Origin of the sequence: Pseudomonas sp. SD17-1 (genome assembly GCF_029201585.1) — a bacterium.
Taxonomy (GTDB): domain Bacteria; phylum Pseudomonadota; class Gammaproteobacteria; order Pseudomonadales; family Pseudomonadaceae; genus Aquipseudomonas; species Aquipseudomonas palmensis.
The window spans coordinates 2169801-2195256 of record NZ_CP104044.1; the positions used below are offsets into that span (position 1 = coordinate 2169801).

Sequence of the window (25456 nt, forward strand, 5' to 3'; positions counted from 1 at the left end):
GCATCAATGCATGAACAAGGCGATCAGAATGATGATCGGGATAGGCACACCGAGGAAGAACAGCAGTATCGAGCGCATGGTGAATCTCCTGTCAGAGGGTACGGGCAGTGGTGGGGTCGACGCGCACCGGGTCGGCCGTCAGGAACACGGCGGCATCACGGCGACGGCCACCCCAGATGGCGAACAGGCTGGCGAAGAACGCGCCGCACAGCAGGGCCACGAACATCCACAGCGCAGAGGCGGCAGCGGCCTTGCGTGCGGCGTCGGCCAGTTGCTTGGCCTCTTCGATGGCCTGGCGGGCTTCGGCGAACACGGTGTCGATGCGCTGTTCGGCTTCTGCCTGGCTGATCTGGGTGCGCTGGGCAATCACGTTGGCCAGGTAGGCACGGTCTTCGGCGTTCAGCTGGCCGTCGGCCAGGCCACGCACGAAGATGCGCGCGGCAATGCCGTGGGCCGCGTCATCGGTGACCGCCACCGGGCGTTCGTCACGGAACAGCATGTCGATGAAGTAGGCCGAATCGTCATTGCTCGCCTTGCTGCTGTTGGCAGCCGCGCCGGCACCAGCCGCAGCCACGCCAGAGGCCGCCATCGCGCCGGCCTGGACGCCGCCGCTCACCACCGAGCTCACCGAACCCACCACCAGCACCGCAGTTACCAGCGTGGCAAAGGCCCAGGCCAGGAAACCGTGGGCGGTATCGCGGAAATACACTTCATCGCCATGCAGGTTGGCCCATTTGACCCGCAGCCGCCCGGCGATGTAGCCGCCCAGGCCCGAGGCAATGATCTGCGTCAGCGCCAGCCACACGATGCTCGAAATACCCAGTTGCTTGGCCGTGGCGCCATCACCCGGCCACGGCGAGACAGCCGAGAACCCCAGGCCGAAGCCCAGCACGATAAGGATCAGCGACAGTGCGGCGGCACCGGTGGCACCGGCGAAGATGGCCGCCCAGGACACCCCTGAGTGGCTGGAGGTGTCCCCCGCGGGGACGGCGTAGGTATCGGCACTTGTAATCATTGTTGGTGCTCCAGTCATGAAATGGGTCTTCCCCCTCCTGTAGAGCAGTTGCTGTGCCAAATGCTACGAAATATTTATCCTTTCAAAATCAATCAGTTGTAAAACCGAACCGTCCTAAGGCCATGCAGCCTGCATGAGTGCCCGTTTTGCCTCATGCAAATTGCAACCTTGCGCCCGACGGGGATTCCCCACACCCCGCCTGGTGGCTTACCCTAGCCGCCGGTTGGCGCCAGTGGGCGTCACGCATTCCTGCCGTTGGAGCTCTAGCATGTATCAAGACACCGCCACCGTGACCGTCAGCGCCGAATACGCAGGCAAGGAGACCGAGGCCGTGGACAATGCCAATGTGTTGATCGGGTTGAAGGTCGATGGCGAAACCCGCTTCACGGTCGAGTTCAACGGCAAGCTGGACGCCCCGCAGGACCCCACCCATATCTGCGTCACCCTGAGCAACGGCCTGTCCTATCACGGCGAGATCACCGATGGCAGGGCCGATGAAGTGGGTGGCTACATCGCCTTCGACTGCGATGGCATCGACCCGGCACTGCTTGGCTGATTCGGCCGTTCAGGCCCGGTCAGCGGCAGGAGCGCAGCCTTGCGTTCCTGCCATAACCCTCCCGCCGGCTCATCCAGCAAAATAATTGCACTCAAGCTGCATTTTTTTGCGTTGGAGCCCATCCCCGCTTTTGTTCAGACTGCGCGCATCCGAACCCCCGGATTTCCATCTCCAGGGACGGAGCCCTTTGCGTATTGCCCCCTCGCGATACAAAGCCCCCTCGTCTTGGGCGGGCTTCTTTTATTTCAACAGGTACCAGGTCGTCGCATGTCCACCCGCCGTCTGAACAACTGGCTCGATCGCTTCATCCCCGCCGCGTTGCATATCCCGCCCAAAGAGTGGCTGCGGGCCGGCCTTGGCGCCGTGCTCGGCCTGCTGGTGGCCGGCGGGCTGTGCAGCGTGCTGTTCGGCAACGCCGTCACCCTGCACCTGATGGCCCCGCTGGCTGCGTCGGCGGTGCTGCTGTTCGGGGTGTCCTCGGGCGCACTGTCGCAGCCCTGGCCGCTGCTGGGCAGCTACAGCTGCGCGATGCTGGTGGGCCTGGTGCTGCACCACTGGCTGGGCGCGAGCCTGGTGGTGGTGTGCATGGCGCTGGTGCTGGTGGTGCTGCTGATGTGCCTGCTGCGCTGCCTGCACCCGCCGGGCGCGGCACTGGCGGTCAGCCTGGCGATGGCCGACCCGTCGCTGGCGAGCCTGGGTGCCCAGGTGGTCGAGCCGGTGCTGCTCAATGCCCTGTGCCTGCTGCTGGTGGCAGTGGTGTACAACCGCCTGACCGGCGTGCGCTACCCCAAGATCGTCGCCCCGCGGCCCGACCTGCACCGTACCCAGGATGCGCCCGTGAGCGAGCGGGTAGGGGTGAGTGCCGGCGACCTGGACCGCGCATTGAATGAACTGGGCGAGTTCGTCGACGTGACCCGTGATGATCTGGAGCGCATCATCCTGGCCACCGAGCGCCATGCCTTGCAGCGCAGCCTGGGCGGCATGACGGCTGCCCGGGTGATGTCGCGCGACGTGCAGTCCGCCAGCCCGGACACCACGCTTGAGCAAGCCTTCAAGATGCTGGGCGAGCATCGCCTGAAGATCCTCCCCGTGCTCGACGAGGCGCGCCAGCTGGTGGGTATCGTCAGCGTCGGCGACCTGCTCGATTCGGCAATGGCCGCACGCCGTTTCAGCTGGCGCGCGCTGTTCGGCCGGCGTCGCCCGGTGCGCCTGGAACAGGTCATGACCAAACCGGTACGCAGCGTGAACAGCGACGAACCGGCGGTGGCCCTGATCCCGCTGCTGTGCGACCAGGGCCTGCATTGCCTGCCGGTGCTCGAAGCCGGGCAACTGGTGGGGGTGGTCACCCAGACCGACCTGATCGGCGCGCTGCACCAGCAACTGCTGCAGCGCGAGCAGGCCGGTCTAGATCAGCGGGTCCCAGCGCTGGGACCAGTCACTGTCCCCCGCGACCACGCCGCGTAACAGGCCAAACGCCTGTTGTAGCGCTGCCGAGTCGCGCTCGCGGGCGTACACCAGGTAGGTCGGGTAGGTGAACTCCGGCGCCTGCAATACCCGTTCGAGCACGCCGCAGTCCAGGTAGCTCTGCACCACGCGGGCGCGAAAGTAGCCGCTGCCGCCGTGTTCGAGGATGTACTGCAAGGCCATCGGGCCGAGGTTGAAGCTCAAGGCAGGGCGCGCGTGCTCGGGCAGCGCCGCGTCATGCTGGCGGCGGAACGCCTCGCCCCAGTCGATGTAGATATACGGCTCGGGCTGGCCGGCACGGCGCACGCACACCAGCTTCTCTTCCAGCAGTTGCTCCACCTGCACCCCCGGGCCGTACCCCGGCTGGTACACCAGCGCGGCATCCAGCAGGCCCATGTCCAGTTTGCGCAGCAGCGTGTCGCTGTCGCCCACCTCGCTGCGGATGGCATGGCTGGGCACCTCCTGATGCAGTACGCGAACCCAGTCCAGCAGCAGCGGGTTGCACAGGCTGACTTCGCCGCCGATGTGCAACACCTGGTAGCCGCCGGCGGGCAACGGCAGGTCGCGCCGCGCCGCCTCCCAGGTGTGCACCAGCTGGTTGGCGTAGGCCACGAAGCCCTTGCCGTCGGCGGTCAGGCTGGCGCCGTTGCGGCTGCGCACGAACAATTGGCAGCCGAGCAACTGCTCGAGCTTCTGCACCCGTGCGCTGATCGCGGTCTGGGTCACGTGCAGGTGCTCTGCGGCGGCCACCAGGCTGCCGCTGCGCACGATTTCGATGAAGGTACGCGCCAGGTCGATATCCATGGGGGCCTCGTGTTCTACCAGCGCACAGTCTAGAGCTTTCAGTGCCCTTGTAGGAGCCGGCGTTGCCGGCGAAGGCCACGCAACGGATTTTGCGTCAGGCACAAAACCCCTTAGCCTAGGGCGACTACACCGCCGGAGCGCGCATTGAACCCCACCTTCGCCTCGTTGAGCCTTGCGCACCTGCGTACCCTCGACACACTGTTGCAGCTCAAGAACCTCAGCCATGCCGCCGAGCGCCTGGGCAGCAGCCAGTCGGTGCTCAGCCGCCAGCTGGCGCACATGCGCGAAGCCTTCGACGACCCGCTGCTGGTTCGCCAGGGCCGCGGCTATGTACTCAGCGAACGGGCCCAGGCGCTGGTGCTGCCCCTGCGCCAGGTACTGGGCGAGCTCGACGCCCTGCGCCAACCCGAGGCCTTCAGCCCGCAGCGCTGCGAGCGGCGCTTCTGTCTGGCTGCCTCCGACTACATCGCCGAACACATGCTGCCGTTGCTGGTCAGCCGCCTGGCCGAGCAGGCGCCGGGGGTGTCGATCGACTACCGCAGCTGGTCGCCGGACCAGTTCGAACGCCTGGCCAGCGGTGAAATCGACCTGGCCACCACGCTGTTCGACAGCGCCCCGGCCAACCTGCACGGGCGCATGCTCGGCGAGGATCGCGCGGTGTGCCTGATGCACCGCGAACACCCGCTGGCCCGGCACGCCGAGCTGAGCCAGGACGACTACCTGGCCTGGGGGCACGTGCGCATCTGTGGCGGCGGCGACAAGGACAGCTTCATCGACCGCCACCTGCGCGGCCAGGGCCTTGCCCGGCGCATAACCCTGCAGGTGCCGTTCTTCTCGGCGGCGGTGCAGGTGGTGTGCGCCAGCCAGACACTGGTCACCGTGCCCGAACACATCGCCCGCCAGCTCAGCCGCCTGCACCCGGTGGTGTGGTGCCCGCTGGCGTTCGTCGAACACACCCAGCGCTACTGGGTGGTGTGGCACCAGCGCCTGCAGGCTTCGGCCGAGCACCGCTGGTTTCGTGCGCAGGTGTTCGAGCTGTGGCAGCAGTCGCAGTTCGGCGTCACCGGCAGCTATGTGGATTCGCCATAGCAGCTATGCGCGGCGCGGCGTGTTTCAGCGGCCAGCCAGCGCCTAGACTCGCTGGCACTGCAATCACCCCCACAGGAGCCAGCGCGTGAGCCCAGAAGAATTTCGCCAGCAAGGTCACCAACTGATCGACCGCATCGCCGATTACCGTGCCAATGTCGCCAGCCTGCCGGTCATGGCCCAGGTCGAGCCGGGCTACCTGAAGAATGCCTTGCCCCAGGCCGCGCCACAGCAGGGCGAACCCTTCGAGCAGATCCTCGCCGACGTGGACCAGCTGGTGATGCCCGGCCTGTCGCACTGGCAGCACCCGGACTTCTTCGGCTACTTCCCCTCCAACGGCACGCTGTCTTCGGTGCTGGGCGACTTTCTCAGCACCGGCCTGGGCGTGCTCGGCCTGTCGTGGCAGTCGAGCCCGGCGCTGAGCGAGCTGGAGGAGACCACGGTCGACTGGCTGCGCCAGATGATCGGCCTGTCCGGTGCCTGGAGCGGGGTGATCCAGGACACCGCCTCCAGCAGCACGCTGGTGGCGCTGATCTGCGCCCGCGAGCGCGCCAGCGACTACGCGCTGGTCAAGGGTGGCCTGCAAGCGCAGGCCCGGCCGCTGATGATCTACACCAGCGCCCAGGCCCACAGCTCGGTAGACAAGGCCGCGCTGCTGGCCGGCTTCGGCAAGCACAACATCCGCTACATCGAAGTCGACGAAGCCTTCGCCATGCGCCCTGAAGCGCTGGCAGCGGCCATCGAGCAGGACCTTGCCGCAGGGCTGCAACCGTGCGCGGTGGTCGCCACCACCGGCACCACGGCCACCACCGCCCTCGACCCGCTCGAACCGATCGGCCGCATCGCCCGCGCCCATGGCCTGTGGCTGCATGTGGACTCGGCCATGGCCGGTTCGGCGATGATCCTGCCCGAATGCCGCTGGATGTGGACCGGCATCGAGCAGGCCGACTCCATCGTGGTCAATGCGCACAAATGGCTGGGGGTGGCGTTCGACTGCTCGCTGTATTTCGTGCGTGACCCGCAGCACCTGATCCGTGTGATGAGCACCAACCCCAGCTACCTGCAGTCGGCGGTCGATGGCGAAGTGAAGAACCTGCGCGACTGGGGCATCCCGCTGGGGCGCAGGTTTCGTGCATTGAAGCTGTGGTTCATGTTGCGCAGTGAAGGCGTGGAAGGCTTGCAGCAACGCCTGCGCCGCGACCTGGGCAATGCTCGCTGGCTTGAACAGCAGGTAGGTGCGGCCCCGGGCTGGGAGGTGCTGGCGCCGGTGCAGTTGCAGACCCTGTGCATTCGTCACCAGCCTGGCGGGCTGGAAGGCGAGGCACTGGACCGCCACACCCGCGCCTGGGCCGACCGGCTCAATGCCTCGGGCGCGGCGTATGTGACCCCGGCGACGTTGAACGGGCAGTGGATGGTGCGGGTGTCGGTGGGCGCGTTGCCCACCGAGCGCGAGCATGTGGCAAGGCTGTGGGAGCGGTTGCAGCAGGTGGTCAAGGGCTGATCCCTGCGGCCCCTTCGCTGGCAAGGCCGGCTCCTACCGATAGTAGGCGCCGGCCTTGCCGGCGAAGAGGCCCATGAAAAGTACAACCTTGCCTCTGGAAGGTGCATTTTCCCCCCGTCACACCCATCCCATACTGGCCCTGCATCCGCCGCCAGCTGCCCACCTCGCAGCCCGGCCCGGACATCCAATAATAAGCAGGGCCCTCCATGAAAAAGCCAAACCCGCTGCTTGAAGACCTCAAGCCACTGTTGCCGACAATCGCCGCCAACGCTGCCCGTGCCGAGCAGGATCGCCAGGTACCCGCCGAAAACATCGCGCTGCTCAAGGGCATCGGCCTGCACCGCGCCTTCCAGCCCAAGCTGTATGGCGGCCTGGAAATTTCCCTGCCCGAATTCGCCGACTGCATCGCCGCGCTGGCCGGTGCCTGTGCCAGTACCGCCTGGGCCATGAGCCTGCTGTGCACCCACAGCCACCAGCTGGCGATGTTCCCGGCCCGGTTGCAGGAAGAGATCTGGGGCACCGACCGCGACGCCACTGCCAGCAGCAGCATCGCGCCGTTCGGGCGTATCGAGGAGGTCGAGGGCGGCCTGCTGTTCAGCGGCGAGATGGGCTGGAGCAGCGGCAGCGACCATGCCGAATGGGCCATCGCCGGCTGCCGCCGCGCCAACGCCGAAGGCACCCAGGACTACTGCTTCGCCGTGCTGCCGCGCAGCGACTACGTGATCCGCGACGACTGGCACGCTGCGGGCATGAAGGGCAGCGGCACCAAGACCCTGCTCATCGACAAGGCCTTCGTGCCCGAGTACCGCATCCAGAAAGCCAAGGACATGATGGAAGGCAAGTCCGCCGGCTTCGGCCTGTACCCGGACAGCAAGGTGTTCTATTCGCCGTACCGGCCGTACTTCGCCAGTGGCTTTTCCACGGTCAGCCTGGGGGTGGCCGAGCGCATGCTCCAGGCCTTCCGCGAGAAGACCGCCAACCGCGTGCGCGCCTACACCGGTGCCGCGGTTGGCGCAGCCACCCCCGCATTGATGCGCCTGGCCGAGTCCACCCACCAGGTGGCCGCCGCGCGGGCCTTTCTCGAAAAAACCTGGCAGGAGCACGCCGACCACAGCGCCCGCCACCAGTACCCCAGCCGCGAGACCCTGGCGTTCTGGCGCACCAACCAGGGCTACGCGGTGAAGATGTGCATCCAGGCCGTGGATCGCCTGTTCGAAGCCGCGGGTGGCACCGCCTGGTTCGAGGCCAACGAGATGCAGCGCCTGTGGCGCGACTCGCACATGACCGGCGCCCATGCCTACACCGACTACGACGTCTGCGCGCAGATCCTCGGTCGCGAGCTGATGGGCCTGGAGCCCGACCCGAGCATGGTGTGAACACCGCGCCCTGCCCATAACAACAACGTACGGCTGCCCTGGCGGCAGCCGGGGAGTCTTGCATGTCTACTGAACCTGCCGTGGCCTTCGACAGCCGCGCGTTCCGCCGCGCCCTGGGCAACTTCGCCACCGGCGTCACCGTGGTCACCGCCGCCGATGCCGCGGGCAACAAGGTCGGGGTCACGGCCAACAGCTTCAATTCGGTCTCGCTGGACCCGCCGCTGATCCTCTGGAGCCTGGACAAGCGCTCCAGCAGCCTCGCGGTGTTCGAGGCCGCCAGCCACTTTGCGGTGAACATCCTGGCCGCCGACCAGATCGAGCTGTCGAACAACTTCGCCAAGCCACGGGAGGACCGCTTTGCCGGCATCGAGCACCGGGCGGGCGAGGGGGGCGCACCGCTGCTGGCCGATTGCGCCGCGTGCTTCCAGTGCGAACGCCATCAGCTGCTCGACGGCGGTGACCACTGGATCATGCTGGGCAAAGTGGTAGCGTTCGACGATGGCGGGCGTTCGCCGTTGCTCTACCACCAGGGTGCGTACTCGATGGTGCTGCCGCACACCCGCATGACCCGACGCGAAGAGGGTCAGGCCCCCAGCAGCCATTTTCAGGGGCGCCTGAGCCACAACCTGTACTACCTGATGACCCAGGCGCTGCGTGCCTACCAAGCCAGTTACCAGCCGCGCCAGCTGTCCAGTGGCTTGCGCACCAGCGAGGCGCGCATGCTGATGGTGCTGGAGAACGATGCGGGGTTGAACCTGGCCGACCTGCAGCGCGAGGTGGCGATGCCGGCGCGAGAGATCGACGAGGCGGTGGCCAACCTCAAGCGCAAGGGGCTGGTGTGCGACAGCGAGGCGGCCGGGCATGTGCGCCTGAGCGTGGCCGGCATCGACCAGACCGAGGCCCTGTGGACGATTGCGCGCGAGCAGCAGGACACGGTGTTTGCCGCGTTCAGCGACGAGCAGATCGAGACGTTCAAGACGGTGCTCAAGGCGGTGATTCGCGCGTGAGCCAAAGGCTTTGCCAAGGACGGCCCCTGTAGGCGCCAGCCTTGCTGGCCAAGCGCTTTCAACCCATTGGCGAGCACAGCTCCACCAGCACCCCGGCCGGGCAGCGCAAGTAGGAAACCGTCTGGCCCCAGGGCTTGCTCTGCGGCGCCCTGATTTCCTCGGCGCCGTTGACCAGGGCATTGGCGTGGGCCGCCGCGACCTTCTCGGTCACCAGCGCGATCTCCATGCCCAGGGGCTTCTGGCTGTTGCTGGCGGCAATGAAACCTTCCGGGAAATTCGACTCGCCCAGTTCCAGCGACGCGAAGGCCAGGGTGGTTGGCCCGGTGTCCAGCTCGCCGTAATCGCCGGACTCATGCAGAAAACGACGCTTCAGGCCGAAGGCATTCTCGAAGAAGCTCAACGATGCCTCGACATCGGGTACATAAACGATGGTGTAGCCCAGTTTCATACACATTCCTTGTCGGTGGTTTCTGTAGGGGCCGGCCTTGCCGGCGAAGCAGCCGGCACGGGCCTAAGCCCCGGTTTTTTTCGCCTTGGTGGCACGGGGTCGCTTGCCGGCCGTGGCGCTGCTCTTGCGCTTCTTCTTCCACGGCGCGCCGCCGCGCCCGGCCGGCACCGGCGGCCCTGAAATGCGCAGGCTCATGCCCGAGCAGCGCTCCACCTGCTTGCTCATCCACGCCGACTGCTTGGCCACGAACGCTTCCAGGCTCATTTCGCCGCTCTGCACCATGTCCAGCGCCTGCTCCCAGATCGCCGTGGTGCCAGGGTCGGCAATCGCCCTTGGCACCGCGTCGATCAGGCTGAACGCCGCCGGCGTGGCCGACAGCGCCTTGCCCTGCTTGACCAGGTAGCCCCGGTCGAGCAGGCCCTGGATGATCCCGGCGCGGGTCGCTTCGGTGCCGATGCCGGTGGTGTCCTTGAGCTTCTGCTTAAGGCGCGGGTCGTCCACCAGCTTGGCGACGTTCTTCATCGCCTTGATCAGGTCGCCTTCGGTGAAGGGCTTGGGCGGTTGGGTCCACAGGTCCTTGAGGTTGACCCCGGCCACCTCGCACAGCTGACCCTCGTGCAATGCCGGCAGCACTTGCGCCACCGGCGCTTCGCGGCCCTTGGGCGGGGTCAGGGCTTCGGGCAGCGCGCGGCGCCAGCCCGGCTCGACGATCTGCTTGCCCACCGCACGCAGCGCCTGCCCGGCGCAATCGAAGTCGGCCTGGGTGCGGTCGTATTCATGGTTGGGCAGAAACTGCGCCAGGTAGCGGGCACGAATCAGCACGTACACCGACTTGTGCTTGGGCGGCAGGCGCGCCGGGTCGAGCGCGGCGGCGGTGGGGATGATGCCGTGGTGGGCGCTGACCTTGGCGTCGTTCCACGCGCGTGAGCGGCGTTGCCCCTGCAGGTGCGGCTGCAAGGGCGCCAGGCTCGGGTCGGCGCGCCCCAGCGCGGCAAGAATCGCCGGCGCCTCGGCGTGCTGGCTCAGGGGCAGGTAGCCACAGTCGCTGCGCGGGTAGGTGATGACCTTGTGGGTTTCGTACAGCGCCTGGGCGATGTCGAGGGTTTCCTGGGCGCCCAGGCCGAATTTCTTCGAGCACAGCTCCTGCAGGGTGCCCAGGTCGAAGGGCAGCGGCGCTGCCTCGCGCACGCGCTCGGTGGTCAGCGTCAAAAGGCGCGCCGTGGGCGCCGCCTGGATGGCCGCAGCCGCCTGCTGCGCGAACGCCTGGTTCAGGCAGCGGCCCTGGTCGTCGCACAGCTCGTCGGGCGCACGCCACTGGGCATTGAACACCTCGCCGGCGCTGCGCAACTGCACATCGATGGCCCAGAACGGCACCGGCACGAAATCGGCGATGCTGCGGTCGCGGTCCACCACCAGGCGCAGTGTCGGGGTTTGCACCCGGCCCACCGGCAACACGCCCTGATAGCCGGACTGGCGGCCGAGCAGGGTGAACAGCCGGCTCATGTTCATGCCGATCAGCCAGTCGGCACGCGAGCGGCCCAGGGCCGAGTGGTACAGGTTGAAGGTGGCGGCGCCGGGCCTGAGGGCGGCCAGGGCCTTGCGGATCGAGGCGTCGTCCAGCGCCGACAGCCACAGGCGCTGGATCGGCCCGCGATAGCGGCAGTGCTCCACCAGCTCGCGGGCGATCATTTCGCCCTCGCGGTCGGCGTCGGTGGCAATCACCAGTTCGGCCGCCTCGCCGAGCAGGCGCTTGACCGCCTTGAACTGCGCGGCCGTCCTGGGTTTTACCAGCATTTTCCATTGCGCCGGAATGATCGGCAGGTCGGCCAGCGACCAGCGCTTGTAGCGGGCATCGTAGGCGTCGGGCGGGGCGGTTTCGAGCAGGTGGCCGATGCACCAGGTCACCGTGACGCCCGTGCCGACCCAGCAACCGTCGCCGCGGCGGCTGGCGCCAAGGACCTTGGCGATGTCCTTGGCCTGGGAGGGTTTTTCGCAGAGGTACAGGCGCATGGCCGGGTGAGCTCTTGGTCGGGCTGTGATGGGCCCTAGAATGCGCAGGATTGGCGATGCAGGCAAGGTTTATCTGTATGGATATACAGATGAATGTGTAGCGCTTGCCTGCCCGCCGATGCCTCAGCCGCGCGACGCTTCCAGTGCCTGGGCCAGGTCGGCCAGGATGTCGTCGCTGTGTTCGATGCCGATCGACAGGCGCACCATGTCACGCGGCACGCCGGCCTTTTCCAGCTCTTCGTCGTTCAACTGGCGATGGGTGGTGGAGGCCGGGTGGCAGGCCAGCGACTTGGCATCGCCGATGTTCACCAGGCGCACCACCAGCTTGAGTGCGTCGATGAAGCGTGCACCGGCCTCCTGGCCGCCCTTGATCCCGAACGACAGGATCGACGCCGGCTTGCCCTCGGTGTAGCGCAGCGCCAGCGCGTGCTCGGGGTGGTCCGGCAGGCCGGCGTACTTGACCCACGCCACCTGCTCGTGACCCTGCAGGTAGTGGGCCACCTTCAGGGCGTTCTCGGTGTGACGCTCCATGCGCAGGGCCAGGGTCTCCAGCCCCTGCAGGATCAGGAAGGCGTTGAACGGCGACAGCGCCGCGCCGGTGTTGCGCAGCGGCACCACGCGGCAGCGCCCGATGAACGCCGCCGGGCCGAAGGCCTCGGTGTAGGTCACGCCGTGGTAGGACGGGTCGGGGGTGTTGAGCAGGGCGAAGCGCTGCTTGTGGTCGGCCCACGGGAAGTTGCCCGAGTCGATCACGATGCCGCCGATGCTGGTGCCGTGGCCGCCGATGTACTTGGTCAGCGAGTGCACCACCACGTCGGCGCCGTGCTCGAACGGGCGGCACAGGATCGGCGTGGCCACGGTGTTGTCGACGATCAGCGGCACGCCATGGCGGTGCGCGGCATCGGCCAGCGCGCGCAGGTCGACGATGTTGCCGGCCGGGTTGCCGATCGACTCGCAGAACACCGCCTTGGTCTTGTCGTCGATCAGCGCCTCGAGGGCGGCGATGTCGTCATGGGCGGCGAAGCGGGTCTGGATGCCGAAGCGCGGCAGGGTATGGGCCAGCAGGTTGTAGGTGCCGCCATACAGCTTGGCCACCGAGACGATGTTGTCGCCGGCCTCTGCCACGGTCTGGATGGCGTAGGTGATCGCCGCCATGCCCGAGGCCACCGCCAGTGCGCCCACGCCGCCTTCCAGCGCGGCCATGCGCTGTTCCAGCACATCGTTGGTGGGGTTCATGATGCGGCTGTAGATGTTGCCGGCCACCTTGAGGTCGAACAGGTCGGCACCATGCTGGGTGTCATCGAAGGCGAACGAGGTGGTCTGGTAGATCGGCACCGCAACCGCTTTGGTGGTCGGATCGGGGCTGAAGCCCGCATGGATCGCCAAGGTTTCCAGCTTCATGATGCAGTCGTTCCTTGAAAGTCGTGGAGGCCGAAGCATGCGCGGGGCGCAAACGCGGGGTCAAGCCTTGCCCCGCTGAACGATGACCTGCGCCAGCCGGTCGGATGGTCATTGCCTGCCACCCTGCAACGGAGTCGCCCATGCTGCCCCACCTGATTGCACCCGGTTTCGCCCTGCTGGCCCTGGCCAGCACCCTGGCCATCGCCGCCGAGCCCTTGCGCATCACCGGCCTGCAGCGCTGTGGCGATGTGCTGAGCGCGGTGCAGCAGCAGTGGTGCGTGAGCACCCGCGGCCTGGCGCAGGGCACGCCCGGGGTGCATCTGGACGGGCACGTGCTGCCCGCCGCCCGTGTCACCCGCGATGGCGATACGCTGCGCCTGAACCTCGATACGGCGCGGTTGGACAGCGGCCCGTTGTGGCTGCAGGACGCGGGCGGCCAGGCCAGCAACCCGGTGTGGCTGTCGCTCAAGGCCAGCCATGTGGTGCCCGCCGGGCCGGGCGAGGTGGCGAAGAACATGGACGGCCTGACCACCTATGTCGACCTGGTCAGCCTGCTGATCGAAGAGCGCCACGACGGCCTGCAGGAGGCCCGGCGCCTGGCCGACAAGTACGGCGCCAAGGTGGTGGGGGCGATCGCGCCGCTGAACGTCTACCAGCTGCGCCTGCCGGTCAGTGACCTGGTGCAGCGCGATGCCATGGTGCTGCGCCTGGGCAGCGAGGTCAGCGTGGACGCCGTGGTGATCGAGGAGTCCGCGCCGGAAAAGGGCGAGGAGCGCGAATCCGCAGATGCGCAGGCCCGGCCCGGCGGCGAGGAGTGGGCCGCCAACCGTTTCATGGACGCGGTCAACTTCTACCAGCGGCGCATCCCTGCCCGCGATGCGGCGGTACCGGTCAGCCCGGTTCGCATCGGCGTGATCGAGCGCGACGTGGATTTCGACGCCCCCGATTTCGCCGATTACCTGGGCCCGTGCCGCGGCGAGCGACCACGCACCTGCCTGTACGCGCGTGACGCCGACAAGCCCGACGGGCATGGCAGCACGGTGGCCGGGGTGCTCGCCGCGCGCTGGGAGCAGGGCGGCAATACCGGTTTTCTGCGCGGGCTCGACCCGGCCAGCCCCGGCTTCGAGGTGATCGTGGAGCGCAATTCCGACGCCGGCATCACCGCCAACATCGCCGCCTCGGTCAACCTGGTGGAGGACGGCGTGCGGGTGTTGAACTGGAGCTGGGGCATCCACCGGGTGGGGGCGAAGAACGTCGAGGGCGACGAGGTCGACTCGCTGGTGCGCTCGGGCCTGGCCATGAGCGGCTATGAAGAGCTGCTGGAGGAGTTCTTCCTGTGGCTGCGCAAGGAGCACCCGGACGTGGTGGTGATCAACTCGGCGGGCAATGGCGCGTCGTACTCGGGTACCGACGAGTACCGCCTGCCGTCCTCGTTCGTCACCGAGCAGTTGCTGGTGGTGGGCGGGCACCAGCGCAGCGAGCGCCCGGTGGCGGTGGATGATCCGGCCTATGTGGTCAAGCGCGCCGCCTCCAACATCGACGCGCGCGTGGACATCACCGCCGCCGCCTGCGTGCAGGCGTCCACTGCGCAGGCCGACCAGCGCGGCGAGGTGCACTGCGGTACCTCCTATGCCACGCCGATGGTGGCCGGGGTGGTGGCGGCCATGCTCTCGATCAACCCGCGCCTGCAGCCCGAGCAACTGCGCCTGTTGCTGCGCCGCAGCGCCATGACCCTGGGCGGCGAGGGCGACTTCGAGCCGATGGACGCCGAAGACCTGACCGCGCCGATCCTGCCGTCCGAGCGCAACTACCAGCTCAATGACAAGGACGTCGGCCGCTCGGCGCGGCTGGACATGCACAAGGCCCTGGACCTGGCGGTGCAGAGCCGCGACCGGGTGCGATGAGGGTGTCGCCTTCATCGCGGCTCCAGCCCGCTCTGCACAGTCCTGTGGGAGCGGGCTTGCCCCGCGATGGCTGCGACGCCGTTTGTGTTTGAGGTAAGCTAGCCAACCTTTTGCACCCCCTCGATACCCTGTCACCCCCGCAGGCGATGCCCTGCCGATTGGAACCCCGATGCAGCCCACACGCAAACCCTTCCGCCTCGCCCCCGTGCGCGCCGACGTGCTCGCCGGCCTCACCACCGCCTTCGCCCTGGTGCCCGAGTGCATCGCCTTCGCCCTGGTTGCGCACCTGAACCCGCTGATGGGCCTCTACGGCGCCTTCATCATCTGCACCCTGACCGCGCTGTTCGGCGGGCGCCCGGGCATGGTTTCCGGCGCCGCCGGCTCGATGGCGGTGGTGATCGTCGCGCTGGTGGTGCAGCACGGCGTGCAATACCTGCTGGCCACGGTGCTGCTGGGCGGGCTGGTGATGCTGCTGTTCGGCCTGCTGCGCCTGGGCAAGCTGGTGCGCCTGGTGCCGTACCCGGTGATGCTCGGCTTCGTCAACGGCCTGGCCATCGTGATTGCCCTGGCCCAGCTCGAACACTTCAAGTCCGGCCAGGCCTGGCTTGCCGGCAATGCGCTGTACCTGATGCTCGGCCTGGTGGCACTGACCATGGCCATCGTCTACGTGCTGCCACGCCTGACCCGCGCCGTGCCGCCGGCGTTGGTGGCGATTCTCGGCGTGGGCCTGCTGGTGTACCTGTTCGACCTGCCCACCCGCACCCTGGGCGACATGGCGCACATTGCCGGCGGCCTGCCGGGCCTGGCCCTGCCCGAGGTGCCATGGACCCTCGACACCCTGCGCATCATCGCGCCATATGCAGTACTGATGGCCATGGTCGGCCTGCTCGAAACCCTGCTCACCCTCAACCTCACCGACGAAATCACCGAGAGCCGCGGCCACCCCGACCGCGAATGCGTGGCGCTGGGCGCGGCCAACATGGTCTCGGGCCTGTGCGGCGGCATGGGCGGCTGCGCGATGATCGGGCAGACCGTGATCAACCTCGGCTCCGGCGGGCGCGGTCGGCTGTCGGGCGTCGTGGCCGGGGTGATGATCCTGATGTTCGTGCTGTTTCTCGCGCCGCTGATCGAGCGCATTCCGCTGGCGGCACTGGTGGGGGTGATGTTCGTGGTGGCGCAGCAGACCTTCGCCTGGGCATCGCTGCGGGTGCTGCACAAGGTGCCGGTGAACGACGTGCTGACCATCGTGGCGGTCACCGTGGTCACGGTGTTCACCGACCTGGCGGCTGCCGTGATGTTCGGCATCATCATCGCCGCCCTGAACTTTGCCTGGCAGCAGGCCCGCGAGCTGTACGCCGACAGCGACGTGCACGCCGACGGCAGCAAGCTGTACCGCGTGCACGGCACCCTGTTCTTTGCGTCGGTCACCACCTTTCTGAACCAGTTCACCCCGGCCGACGACCCGGCCGAGGTGACCCTGGACTGCGCCCACCTGCGGGTGGTCGACTACTCGGCGATCGCTGCCATCAAGACCCTGCGCGAGCGCTATGCCAAGGCCGGCAAGCACCTGCGCGTGGTGCACCTGACCGAGCGCTGCAAGCAACTGCTCAGGCGTGCGGGGGAGCAGCACACCGCCTGAGCCCACGCGCATTTTTAAGGATCTGCTGATGGTCCGCGCTGCGGCATGTGCCTGAACATTGGCCTGTCACGGGAGTGACGTTCTCTGACGGCAAGCCTGTTGATTGGAGGAGTCTTTCGAAGCGGTGGATGGGCTATGGCACGCCTGCGTGGGAGGGGTGAGTGATGAATCAGTCGGCGCTTTACGTGGTCTCGACGCCCGTCGCGAGTACGTCGTTGCAGTCGGACCTCGGAAGGGCCCTGGAGCGGGATCAGTTCGAACTGCATTATCAACCGCTCTACCGCGTCGATCAGGGCCGCCCCTACATCGCGGGTGTCGAGGCGCTGCTGCGCTGGCGATCTGCCGGGCAACTGGTGCCGCCGCTGGCGTTCATCCCCACCCTTGAAGCCACCGGGCAGATCGTACCGGTTGGCGAGTGGGTGCTGCAGCGCGCCTGTCGACAGGTCCGCGACTGGCAACTGGCCGGGCAGGGGCAGCTGCACTGTTCGGTCAACGTCTCCAGCCTGCAGCTGGAGCAGGTCGGCTTCGCCGCCTCGGTGCGGCGCGTTCTGCAGGCCTGCGGGCTGCCGCCGGCGAGCCTGATCCTGGAAATCACCGAAAGCCAGTGGGTCAGCGACAGTGCCCAGGTCAAGGCCTGCCTCGATGAACTGGTGAGCCTGGGCGTGCGGCTGGCGCTGGATGACTTTGGCACCGGCTACTCAGCCCTGAGTTGCCTGCTGCGTTTTCCATTGAGCATCCTCAAGGTCGACAGGAGCTTCGTCAGCGGCCAGCCCCAGAGCGGCAAGCTGCACGCGATCTGTCGTGCAATCATCGGGCTGGGGTGCGAGCTGGGCTTCGAAGTGGTTGCCGAAGGCGTCGAGGAGGCTGACCACCTGGACTTCATCGTGGGCCAGGGCTGCCATTACGCGCAGGGTTACCTGCTCAGCCGGCCCTTGCCGCCGACGGAGTTGCAACGCCTGTTCAACTAGCGGCTGCCACCGCCACGCAAGGGGGCCTGGCCGCTCGGAGTGTGGGCGTATCTCGATCGCCGATCATCGGAGGGCGGTGTGCAGGCCCGTTTTCAGGCTTGCCTGATAGGCTATTTCAAACGCCCTCATTAAAGTCCCCACCAGCAACGACGCGGAGTCGGGTGCCTCCGATTTTCTGCTTGTTTCTATGAGGGATTGAACATGCTGCTTAGAAATTTCAGGCTGGGCCATCGAGCAATACTGGTGTTTTTCGTATTGAACGTGCTGGTCATTGTCCTGGGTGTGGTTTCCATCATGCAAATGGGCCGGGTGCGTGCCGCTGCCCTGGAAATCGAGAAGAACTGGATGGAAAGTGTGCGCCAGGGAGGCGCGATCGACGCGCTGGTGCTGCGCCTGCGGCTTGAAAGCTATCGCCTTCTCAGTACCGATGACCCAGCGATCAGGAAGATGTCCATCGAGACCATCACCGGTGCACGCAGCGAGCTCGACAAGGCGGTCACCGACTATCGTCACCAGGTGTCCAGCCCGGACGAACAAGCGGCCTACGACGATGTCAAGACAGGGATCGCCAACTACATAGGGCAACTGGACAGCTTTCTGGAACGGGTGCAGGCCGACCACGCCGCCGAAGCCACCGAGTACCTCAACCAGACGACTCGGCCGCTGGCGAACAGCCTGCAGGTCGTTATCGGCAAGATGATGGACATCAACCGCGAAGGTGCCCGCCAATCGGGGATCGAGTCCGAGGCCATCTATCAGAGCTCGGTGAAGACCGTGATCGTGATCATCAGCGTGGTCGTGGTGTTGAGCATCCTGATGGGGGTTCTGTTTGCGCGCAGCATCACCGTACCGTTGCTGGCGGTGCTGGGGATCAACCAGCGGATTGCCGAAGGCGACCTGCGCAGTGTCGTGCCGATGTCCGGCAAGGACGAGCTGACCGACCTGATGGCCTCGACCGCGAGCATGCAGGCCAGCCTGCGTGACACCATTCGTCTGATGGGCGACTCGTCGAACCAGTTGGCCGCAGCGGCCGAACAGATGCATTCGGTGGCCGAGGAATCGAGCCGCGGGCTGCAGCAGCAGAGCGATGAAATCGAACAGGCCGCCACCGCCGTGAACGAGATGACGGTTGCGGTCGAAGAGGTGGCGCGCAACGCAGCCTCCGCGTCGGAAGTCACCCAGCAATCCGCCAGTTCGACCCGCACCGGTTCCGAGCGGGTGACCCAGGCGGTTGTCGCCATCCAGAACCTGACAACGATTGTCGAGTCCACCAGCGGGGAAGTCGAAGGCCTTGCGAACAGGGCACAGAACATCAGCAAGGTGCTGGACGTGATTCGCGCGATTGCCGAGCAGACCAACCTGCTGGCCCTCAATGCTGCCATCGAGGCTGCCAGGGCCGGTGACCAGGGGCGCGGGTTCGCCGTGGTGGCCGACGAGGTGAGGGCACTGGCCCACCGTACCCAGGAGTCCACCAAGGAAATCGAGACCATGATCGCCGACATCCAGGCGGGGGCCGAGCAGGCGGTAACGGCGATGTCGCAAAGCCGCGTCAATGCACAGGACACCCTGGGGATCGCGCAGGAAGCCGGCGCCGCACTGGATGCGATTGCCCGTTCGATCACCGAGATCAACGACCGCAACTTCCTGATTGCAACCGCTTCCGAAGAGCAGGCGCAGGTGGCACGTTCGGTGGACCACAACCTGGTGAGCATTCGCGATCACTCGGTGCAGACCTCCGACGGCGCCAGCCAGACGGCCACTGCAAGCAACGAGCTGTCCAGGCTGGCGATTGCCATGGCCGACCTGACCCGGCGCTTCACCACGTGAAACCGCGCCCGTGCCCCAGCCACGGCATGCGCATTCGCGGCGGTACATCGAGCTGAGCCAAGCGCCCTGGCTGTGCTGGGGCGCATTTTTAAGGCTTGCCTGATAGTGCTGCGCAGCAAAGGGCACTTAAGCTGGCGCCATGAAATTGAAGCATTTCCTGCAACCCACCGACTCGTTCTTCTCCACCCCCAAGGCCGTGCGCCGGCTGCTGCGATTGTTCGCCCAGTTACTGGTGCTGGGCATGGTGGTGGGTGCGATCATTTCCCTGAGCTCGATTCTCAGGAACGAAGTTTCCCGTCGTCAGGGGCTCATGAGCGATGCCATCGCCAATGCACGGGTGTTCTTCACCCAGCGCGAGGCGCTGCTCAAGAGCCTCGCGCTGTCGGCGGTGGCGAAGCCACCTGGGCAACAGTTCGCGGTGGCGCAGCAGGTCGGCCACCGACAGCCCGGTGACGACCTCCGCTGGGACCTGCAGTTGTCCGGGCGCATGGTGGATTTCCTCACCACAAACCGCATCAACCTGCTGTACGTCGCCGATCAGGTGGCGGCCCGCGTGGTGTACCTGAACCGCACGGTCAGCTTCGATACGCCGATCCCTGGCGCGGTGCTGAGCCGCCTGCAGCGTATTGATCCCACCCTGCCCGAGGCGGACCAGGCGGTCTGGCTCAGCGATCAGCAGGCGTCGACGCCGCGGCTGTATCTGTTCGTGCGGGTGGATTTCCACCAGCCCCGATCGGGCTGGCTCGGCATGGAGATGGATGCCAGCGACGTGGCCAGCACGCTGCACGATGACGCGGCAGGGCAGTTCATGATGCTCAACCCCAGAGGCGATGTGATGATGCGCAGCGTGTCGAGCGTGTACCCGTCGCTGCCCTTGCCGAAGCTGGAGACAGGCCATGACTTCGGCTTCTCCGGGGAAGGCTTCTGGCCCGACCAGCTGGTGATGCGCAAGAAGCTGGGCTACTCGGATTGGAAGCTGTTCTATGCCATTGGGCTGGAGGCCTTGCTCAAGGTGTTGTGGTGGCCGTTGCTGGCTGCCAGCGCCCTGATCCTGCTGATCGGCGTGCTGGTGGGGCGCCTGGTGACGCGCGTCGAACGGCGCCTGATCACCCCGGCAACCCAGCGCATCGATGCACTGATCGAAAGTGAAGCGTTCAACCGCGCGATCATCCAGACCGCCCCGGTGGCGCTGTGCGTGCTGCGCCGCGCGGATGGCCAGGTGGTACTGGAGAACACCTTGTCGCAGCAGTGGCTGGGCGAGTGCAAGGAGCGCGAGCGCCTGTGCCATGGCTGGATCGAACAAGCCTTCAGCGACCGCGAAATCGTCCAGTCCGACGAGTTCCAGGCCGGCGACGGTCGCCACCTGCACCTGAGTTTCGTGCGCACCCGCTACAACGGCGAGGATGTGCTGTTCTGCGCCTTCAGCGATATCAGTACGCGCAAGCAGGCCGAGGCCGCGATGACCATGGCCAAGCAGATGGCCGATGCCGCCAATGAAGCCAAGACACTGTTCCTGGCGACCATGAGTCACGAGATACGCACGCCGTTGTATGGCGTGCTCGGAACCCTGGAGCTGCTGGCCCGTACCGAGCTGAGGGGGCCGCAGAAAGACTACCTGCACGCCATCGAGAGTTCCTCGGCAGCGCTGCTCAACCTGGTGTGCGATGTTCTCGATGTGGCCAAGATCGAAGCCGGTCAGTTGGCCCTGGAGGCCAGCGAGTTCTCGCCGCTGGAGCTGATCCACGACGTGACCCAGAGCTACGCCGGTGCTGCGCGCAGCAAGGGGTTGTATCTGTATGCCTTCGTCGACCCGCACATGCCGGCGCTGTTGCGCGGCGACATAACGCGCATCCGCCAGGTGCTGAACAACCTGCTCAACAATGCGGTGAAGTTCACCGAGAGCGGGCAGATCGTACTGCGTGCCAAGGTCGGCTCGATGACCGAGGAACGGGCCGACATCCTCTGGCAGGTCAGCGACAGCGGCCCGGGCATTGCCCCGGACGACCAGGCCTTGCTGTTCGAGCCGTTCTACCAGTCCTCGACCAAGACCAACGTGGTGCCCGGCACCGGCCTGGGCCTGTCCATCTGCCAGCGCCTGGCCGCCTTGATGAACGGCAGCATCCGCGTGGTCAGCGCCGTGGGCCTGGGCAGCAGTTTTACCTTGAGCATTCCGCTGGGGCGTTCGTACCCGATGCCGGCGAGCGATACACCGCGCCTGGCCGACGAGATGATCTACGTGCATTCCCCGGTGCTGGAAATGGCCGAATACGTCAGTGGCTGGCTACGGCGCTGGGGCGCGCAGACCCATATCGGGCTGCCACCCGAGATCCAGGCCGCGCATGACGTGCTGCTGGTGGAGGCCCACCCGCACACCGCGCACCCCGTCCTGCTGGAGTGGAGCGGGCCGCGTGTAGTGATCTGCCCGCAGGAGTGCGAGCCGCCGTCGCAGCAACGCTACTGGCGGGTCAAGCTCAACGACCTGAACGGGCTGCTGGCGGCCGTCAGCCAGGCCCAGGGCATCGCCCCCCCGGCGCCTGGCCGGATCGAGCACGAGATCACCCGGCAACTGGACCTGAGGGTACTGGTCGCCGAAGACAATGTGATCAACCAGCTGATCGTCAAGGACCAGCTGGAAGAGCTGGGGTGCAGCGTGGGCCTGGCCCGCGATGGGCATGAGGCCCTGGCGCTGTGGCAGAACGAGGTGTTCGACGTGGTGCTCACCGACATCAACATGCCGCGCATGAATGGCTATGACCTGGCCAAGGCCCTTCGTCGTCAAGGCTGCGTGGTGCCCATCATCGGTGCCACGGCCAATGCCATGCGCGACGAGGGCGATCGGTGCCTGGCGGTAGGCATGCAGCAGCTGCTGGTCAAACCCTTCGGCCTCGATGCGCTGTTCACCTGCCTGCAGCACTGCCAGCGTGAAGAGAGGCGAGAGTGACGTCGTTGGCCAGAAGCTCCCTACGCCTCGGTATCGGCTTGCTGCTTGGCATTGCCCTGATCTTCCTGCTGGCGATGACCCACGAGCAATGGGCAGCGCAGTACTGCGTCGATTGCGTCAGCTTCAACCGTGGGGCGAATTTACCGCTGCTGCGCATCGTGCTGGCATTCGCGTTGCTCAGTGCCCTGCTGGGGTGGCTGTACTACCACTATCGCCGGCAGGTCATCGCGCCGGCTCGCCAGGCCCGGAGCGAGCTGCTCGACAGCCAGGCGTTCAGCCTGGCGGTGATCGAAAGCGCACCTGCCGGGCTGATTGTCATCCGCCTGCACGACCACCAGGTGGTGGTGGAAAATCAGCGTGCCAAGGACAGTCGCGAAGTGGCGCAGTCCATCGTCGAGATGGCGCGCCAACCCGGCATCGAACTGTGCGGCGAGGCCAGCATGGTGCTGCAGGGTCGCTGTTTCCGGCTCAGTTTCTCCTCGACCCGCTACCAGGACCAGCAGGTGCTGCTGTGCGCGTTCACCGACGTCACCGAACACCTGGAACGCGCGGTAGCCTTGAGCCAGGCCAAGTCCATGGCCGACAAGGCCAGTGAAGCCAAGACCCTCTTCCTGGCGACCATGAGCCACGAGATCCGCACCCCGCTGTACGGCGTATTGGGCACCCTGGAGCTGCTCGGCCTGACCGGCCTCGACCAGCGCCAGATGGATTACCTCAGCATCATCCAGCGCTCGTCCTCCACATTGTTGCAACTGATCAGCGATGTGCTGGACGTGTCCAGGATCGAGTCGGGTCAACTCACCCTTGAGTCGGTGGCCTTTTCGCCATTGGGCCTGATCGAGGACGTGATGTCCGCGCACATCGCCAACGCGCGCGCCAAGGGCCTGCAGATCTATGCCTGCGTGGCACCGGAAATACCCGACCAGCTGGTAGGGGACGAGGTGCGCATCTGGCAGATCCTCAACAACCTGCTGGGCAATGCGATCAAGTTCACCGACATCGGGCGGGTTGTGCTGCGCTGTCGCGTGGCCAGGGGCGAAGGGCAAGACATCACGCTGGAGCTTCAGGTCACCGACACCGGCATCGGCATTTCCCCGGAGCAGCAGTTGCACCTGTTCGAGCCGTTCTACCAGGCCCGCGCGAACAACCTTGTCAGCGGCACCGGGCTTGGCCTGTCGATCTGCAGCCGCTTCAGTGCGTTGATGGGCGGCGAGGTGAAGGTGGTCAGCGAACAGGGGTTGGGCAGCAGTTTCACGGTGCGCCTGCCGTTCGTGCTGCCGGACACGCCGTTGCCGGCAGAACCTGGCATCGACCTCGGCGGCGTGCAGGTGTACGTGCGTGCGCCCGTGCTGGAGCTGGCCGAGAACATCGGCAGCTGGCTGCTGCGCTGGCATGCCACGGTTACGGTGCTCAGCGCCGCGCAGCACGAGGTGCACAGCGGGGCGCTGCTGGTCGAGGTACTGGGCAACGGCAAGTGGCTGCCGGACTGGAACGGCCGGCGCCTGTTGTGCGACTACGACGGCCCGCAGGTTCCCGAGCCGATGGAGGCGGGCTGGCGCGTCAGCGCCAATCATGTGCGGGCGATTGCCGGCGCCGTGCTGATGGAAAAGAACGGCGTCACCGAGCCCGCGCCGCCTGGCGCAGCCCCTGCCTTGCCGGCGCTTGGCCTGCAGGTGCTGGTGGCCGAGGACAACCTGATCAACCAGGCCATTCTCAAGGAACAACTCGAAGCCCTGGGCTGCACCGTGGAACTGGCCAGCGATGGCCAGCAGGCGCTGCAGCAGTGGCGCAAGTACCGCTTCGACGTGCTGCTGACCGATGTCAACATGCCGGTCATGAACGGCTACGAGCTGGCGCGCGCGATACGCCTGCAGAACGCCAAGGCGCCGATCATCGGCGTTACCGCCAATGCCATGCGCGACGAGGGCGAGCGTTGCCAGGCAGCGGGCATGACCTGCTGGGTGGTCAAGCCGCTGAGCCTGACCACCTTGCGCAACCTGCTGCTCAATGTCACCCCGGCGCTGGCGCACGAGGAGGCCGGGCGCCAGCCGTCGCTAGAGCTGTCGGTGCAACTGGCCGAGGGGGAGTCATCGGCAGCGGGCATCGTGTTGTCGCCGGCCATGCGCGACCTGTTTTTGAGTACCATGGAGAAGGACATCCGCGCCATTCGCCTGGCCCTGGCGGCCGGCGAGCAAACCGACGTCCTGCACAAAGTGCATGGTGTCAGTGGCGCACTGTCGGTGGTGCAGGCGCACGTGCTGGCCAGGCTGTTCGGTGAGCTTGAGCACCGCCTGCGCGCGCCCAGCCTGCAGCTCACCTTGATTGACGATATTCACCAGGCGCTCGACCGGCTCTGCGACTTGATGAGGTCGGTATGACCCGGGCCGAGACTTGCCACACTTTGTGCACACCGGAGCGATCATGCATAAAATCACCGTAGTCATCGCCGATGACCACCCGATCGTGCTGTTTGGCGTACGCGAACTCATCAAGTCCGACCCGCGCTTCGAGGTGGTTGGCGAAGCGGGCAGCTCCACCGAACTGATCAACGTGCTGCACGACAAGCAGCCCCAGATCCTGATCACCGACTACAACATGCCGGAGAGTTCCCAGTATGGCGACGGCCTGCGGCTGATCACCTACCTGACGCGCAACTTCCCCGCGCTGCGCGTGCTGGTGCTGACGATGGTGTCCAACAGCCTCATCCTCACGCGGCTTTACAATCTGGGCGTGGCGGGCGTGATCGACAAGCGCACGGTGAACGAAGAGTTGCTGCGCGCACTGGAAGCCTTGAGCCAGAACCGCATCTACAAGCTGGCGCCGGCGAACCGGAACTCGGTGATCGACAACGGCTACCAGATCGACGAGCGCATGGCTTCGCTTTCCACCCGCGAAGTGGAGATCCTGCGTCTGTTCGTGGCGGGCATGAGCCTGCGCGACATCGCGATCAATCAGAATCGCAGCCCCAAGACCATCAGCACGCAAAAGATCGCGGCCATGCGCAAGCTGGATGTGCGCAGCGACCAGGAGCTGATCTCGTACTGCCTGGAGGCCAACCTGTTCCAGTAGGCGTGCCCGCGTTTTCAGGTTTGCCTGATGGCACGGGACCCGGCTGTATCGTTCAATGGCGTCAAGCGACGGCAGCATTCCACAGGAGGCAATCATGGCGCCCGATCTTGAGCAGCGATACCCCGACAGCGTGCGGACAATCTTCATTTCACACAGCGAGACAGCGGATGTTCGCCAGTTCATAGGGCAGTACATCGACAGCCGTTGCCTGCGTTCCAGCCCCTCGGTGTGGAACATGGTCCTCGCCGTACTCGCGGACTACCCGGGTGAAGCACCGGTGCGCCTGTACGAGCTCAATGCCTGGCTTGACCACACACTGAGCAGGCGCCCCTTTTACCGGGCAAGTGCACACCTGCTGCGGCTGGTGGTCAGCAATCAGCACATCCCTGCACCCAGCGACCGGGTCGGCGGGGCGTCGACCGTGCAGTAATCGCGCGACG

General features: G+C 66.3%; 19 protein-coding genes. 14 read left to right on the forward strand and 5 right to left on the reverse strand.

The window, feature by feature from the left end:
* Positions 1 to 91: 91 nt before the first annotated feature.
* Complete coding sequence (locus N0B28_RS09750) at positions 92 to 1015, reverse strand: membrane protein (RefSeq protein ID WP_043861118.1); 924 nt, start codon at positions 1013 to 1015, stop codon at positions 92 to 94.
* Positions 1016 to 1283: 268 nt separating this feature from the next.
* Between N0B28_RS09750 and N0B28_RS09755 the strand changes: the two genes are divergently transcribed.
* Together N0B28_RS09755 and N0B28_RS09760 are read left to right on the forward strand one after the other, a co-directional pair.
* On the forward strand, positions 1284 to 1571 hold the full coding sequence (locus N0B28_RS09755; RefSeq protein ID WP_043861117.1) for a hypothetical protein: 288 nt from the start codon (positions 1284 to 1286) through the stop codon (positions 1569 to 1571).
* Between the two features lie 267 nt (positions 1572 to 1838).
* Positions 1839 to 3035, forward strand: a complete 1197-nt coding sequence (locus N0B28_RS09760; protein ID WP_043861116.1) for an HPP family protein — start codon at positions 1839 to 1841, stop codon at positions 3033 to 3035.
* Here the strand turns inward: N0B28_RS09760 and N0B28_RS09765 are convergent.
* Entirely contained in the window at positions 2976 to 3839 is an 864-nt protein-coding gene (locus N0B28_RS09765; protein ID WP_054916507.1) for a LysR family transcriptional regulator, read from the reverse strand. The genes N0B28_RS09760 and N0B28_RS09765 overlap by 60 nt on opposite strands.
* A 144-nt stretch (positions 3840 to 3983) precedes the next feature.
* Between N0B28_RS09765 and N0B28_RS09770 the strand changes: the two genes are divergently transcribed.
* The 4 genes from N0B28_RS09770 to N0B28_RS09785 all read left to right on the forward strand — a co-directional run bounded on the left by N0B28_RS09770 (position 3984) and on the right by N0B28_RS09785 (position 8809).
* Positions 3984 to 4928, forward strand: coding sequence for a LysR family transcriptional regulator (locus tag N0B28_RS09770; protein WP_043861114.1), 945 nt, complete (start codon positions 3984 to 3986; stop codon positions 4926 to 4928).
* 85 nt (positions 4929 to 5013) lie between these two features.
* Positions 5014 to 6426, forward strand: a complete 1413-nt coding sequence (locus N0B28_RS09775) for a DOPA decarboxylase (RefSeq protein WP_275731603.1) — start codon at positions 5014 to 5016, stop codon at positions 6424 to 6426.
* A 206-nt stretch (positions 6427 to 6632) separates the two neighbouring features.
* Entirely contained in the window at positions 6633 to 7802 is a 1170-nt protein-coding gene (locus N0B28_RS09780; protein ID WP_275731604.1) for a p-hydroxyphenylacetate 3-hydroxylase oxygenase component, read from the forward strand.
* Between the two features lie 62 nt (positions 7803 to 7864).
* Positions 7865 to 8809 (forward strand): p-hydroxyphenylacetate 3-hydroxylase reductase component, encoded by a 945-nt coding sequence (locus N0B28_RS09785; RefSeq protein ID WP_043861111.1) that lies wholly within the window; start codon positions 7865 to 7867, stop codon positions 8807 to 8809.
* 58 nt (positions 8810 to 8867) lie between these two features.
* On the opposite strand, the gene N0B28_RS09790 is transcribed toward N0B28_RS09785, so the two are convergent.
* The 3 genes from N0B28_RS09790 to N0B28_RS09800 form a co-directional block, all read right to left on the reverse strand.
* Positions 8868 to 9257: a VOC family protein gene (locus N0B28_RS09790; RefSeq protein ID WP_275731605.1), complete on the reverse strand. Its 390-nt coding sequence runs from the start codon at positions 9255 to 9257 to the stop codon at positions 8868 to 8870.
* A gap of 63 nt (positions 9258 to 9320) precedes the next feature.
* On the reverse strand, positions 9321 to 11267 hold the full coding sequence (locus tag N0B28_RS09795; RefSeq protein WP_275731606.1) for a DNA topoisomerase III: 1947 nt from the start codon (positions 11265 to 11267) through the stop codon (positions 9321 to 9323).
* A 123-nt stretch (positions 11268 to 11390) separates the two neighbouring features.
* Positions 11391 to 12668, reverse strand: coding sequence for a bifunctional O-acetylhomoserine aminocarboxypropyltransferase/cysteine synthase (locus tag N0B28_RS09800; RefSeq protein ID WP_054916502.1), 1278 nt, complete (start codon positions 12666 to 12668; stop codon positions 11391 to 11393).
* Between the two features lie 140 nt (positions 12669 to 12808).
* Between N0B28_RS09800 and N0B28_RS09805 the strand changes: the two genes are divergently transcribed.
* The 8 genes from N0B28_RS09805 (at position 12809) to N0B28_RS09840 (ending at position 25446) form a co-directional block, all read left to right on the forward strand.
* A complete protein-coding gene (locus N0B28_RS09805) occupies positions 12809 to 14572 on the forward strand; it encodes a S8/S53 family peptidase (RefSeq protein WP_100632479.1) in 1764 nt (587 codons plus the stop codon).
* Between the two features lie 169 nt (positions 14573 to 14741).
* Positions 14742 to 16211, forward strand: a complete 1470-nt coding sequence (locus tag N0B28_RS09810) for a SulP family inorganic anion transporter (protein WP_043861106.1) — start codon at positions 14742 to 14744, stop codon at positions 16209 to 16211.
* A gap of 164 nt (positions 16212 to 16375) precedes the next feature.
* Positions 16376 to 17179, forward strand: a complete 804-nt coding sequence (locus N0B28_RS09815) for an EAL domain-containing protein (protein WP_100632481.1) — start codon at positions 16376 to 16378, stop codon at positions 17177 to 17179.
* A gap of 201 nt (positions 17180 to 17380) precedes the next feature.
* Positions 17381 to 19006, forward strand: a complete 1626-nt coding sequence (locus N0B28_RS09820; RefSeq protein WP_043861104.1) for a methyl-accepting chemotaxis protein — start codon at positions 17381 to 17383, stop codon at positions 19004 to 19006.
* A 139-nt stretch (positions 19007 to 19145) separates the two neighbouring features.
* Positions 19146 to 21947 (forward strand): ATP-binding protein, encoded by a 2802-nt coding sequence (locus tag N0B28_RS09825; protein WP_275731607.1) that lies wholly within the window; start codon positions 19146 to 19148, stop codon positions 21945 to 21947.
* A 5-nt stretch (positions 21948 to 21952) separates the two neighbouring features.
* Entirely contained in the window at positions 21953 to 24325 is a 2373-nt protein-coding gene (locus N0B28_RS09830; RefSeq protein WP_275731608.1) for an ATP-binding protein, read from the forward strand.
* A 43-nt stretch (positions 24326 to 24368) separates the two neighbouring features.
* Positions 24369 to 25016, forward strand: coding sequence for a response regulator (locus N0B28_RS09835; RefSeq protein WP_043861102.1), 648 nt, complete (start codon positions 24369 to 24371; stop codon positions 25014 to 25016).
* Between the two features lie 94 nt (positions 25017 to 25110).
* On the forward strand, positions 25111 to 25446 hold the full coding sequence (locus N0B28_RS09840) for a hypothetical protein (protein ID WP_275731609.1): 336 nt from the start codon (positions 25111 to 25113) through the stop codon (positions 25444 to 25446).
* Positions 25447 to 25456 lie beyond the last annotated feature (10 nt).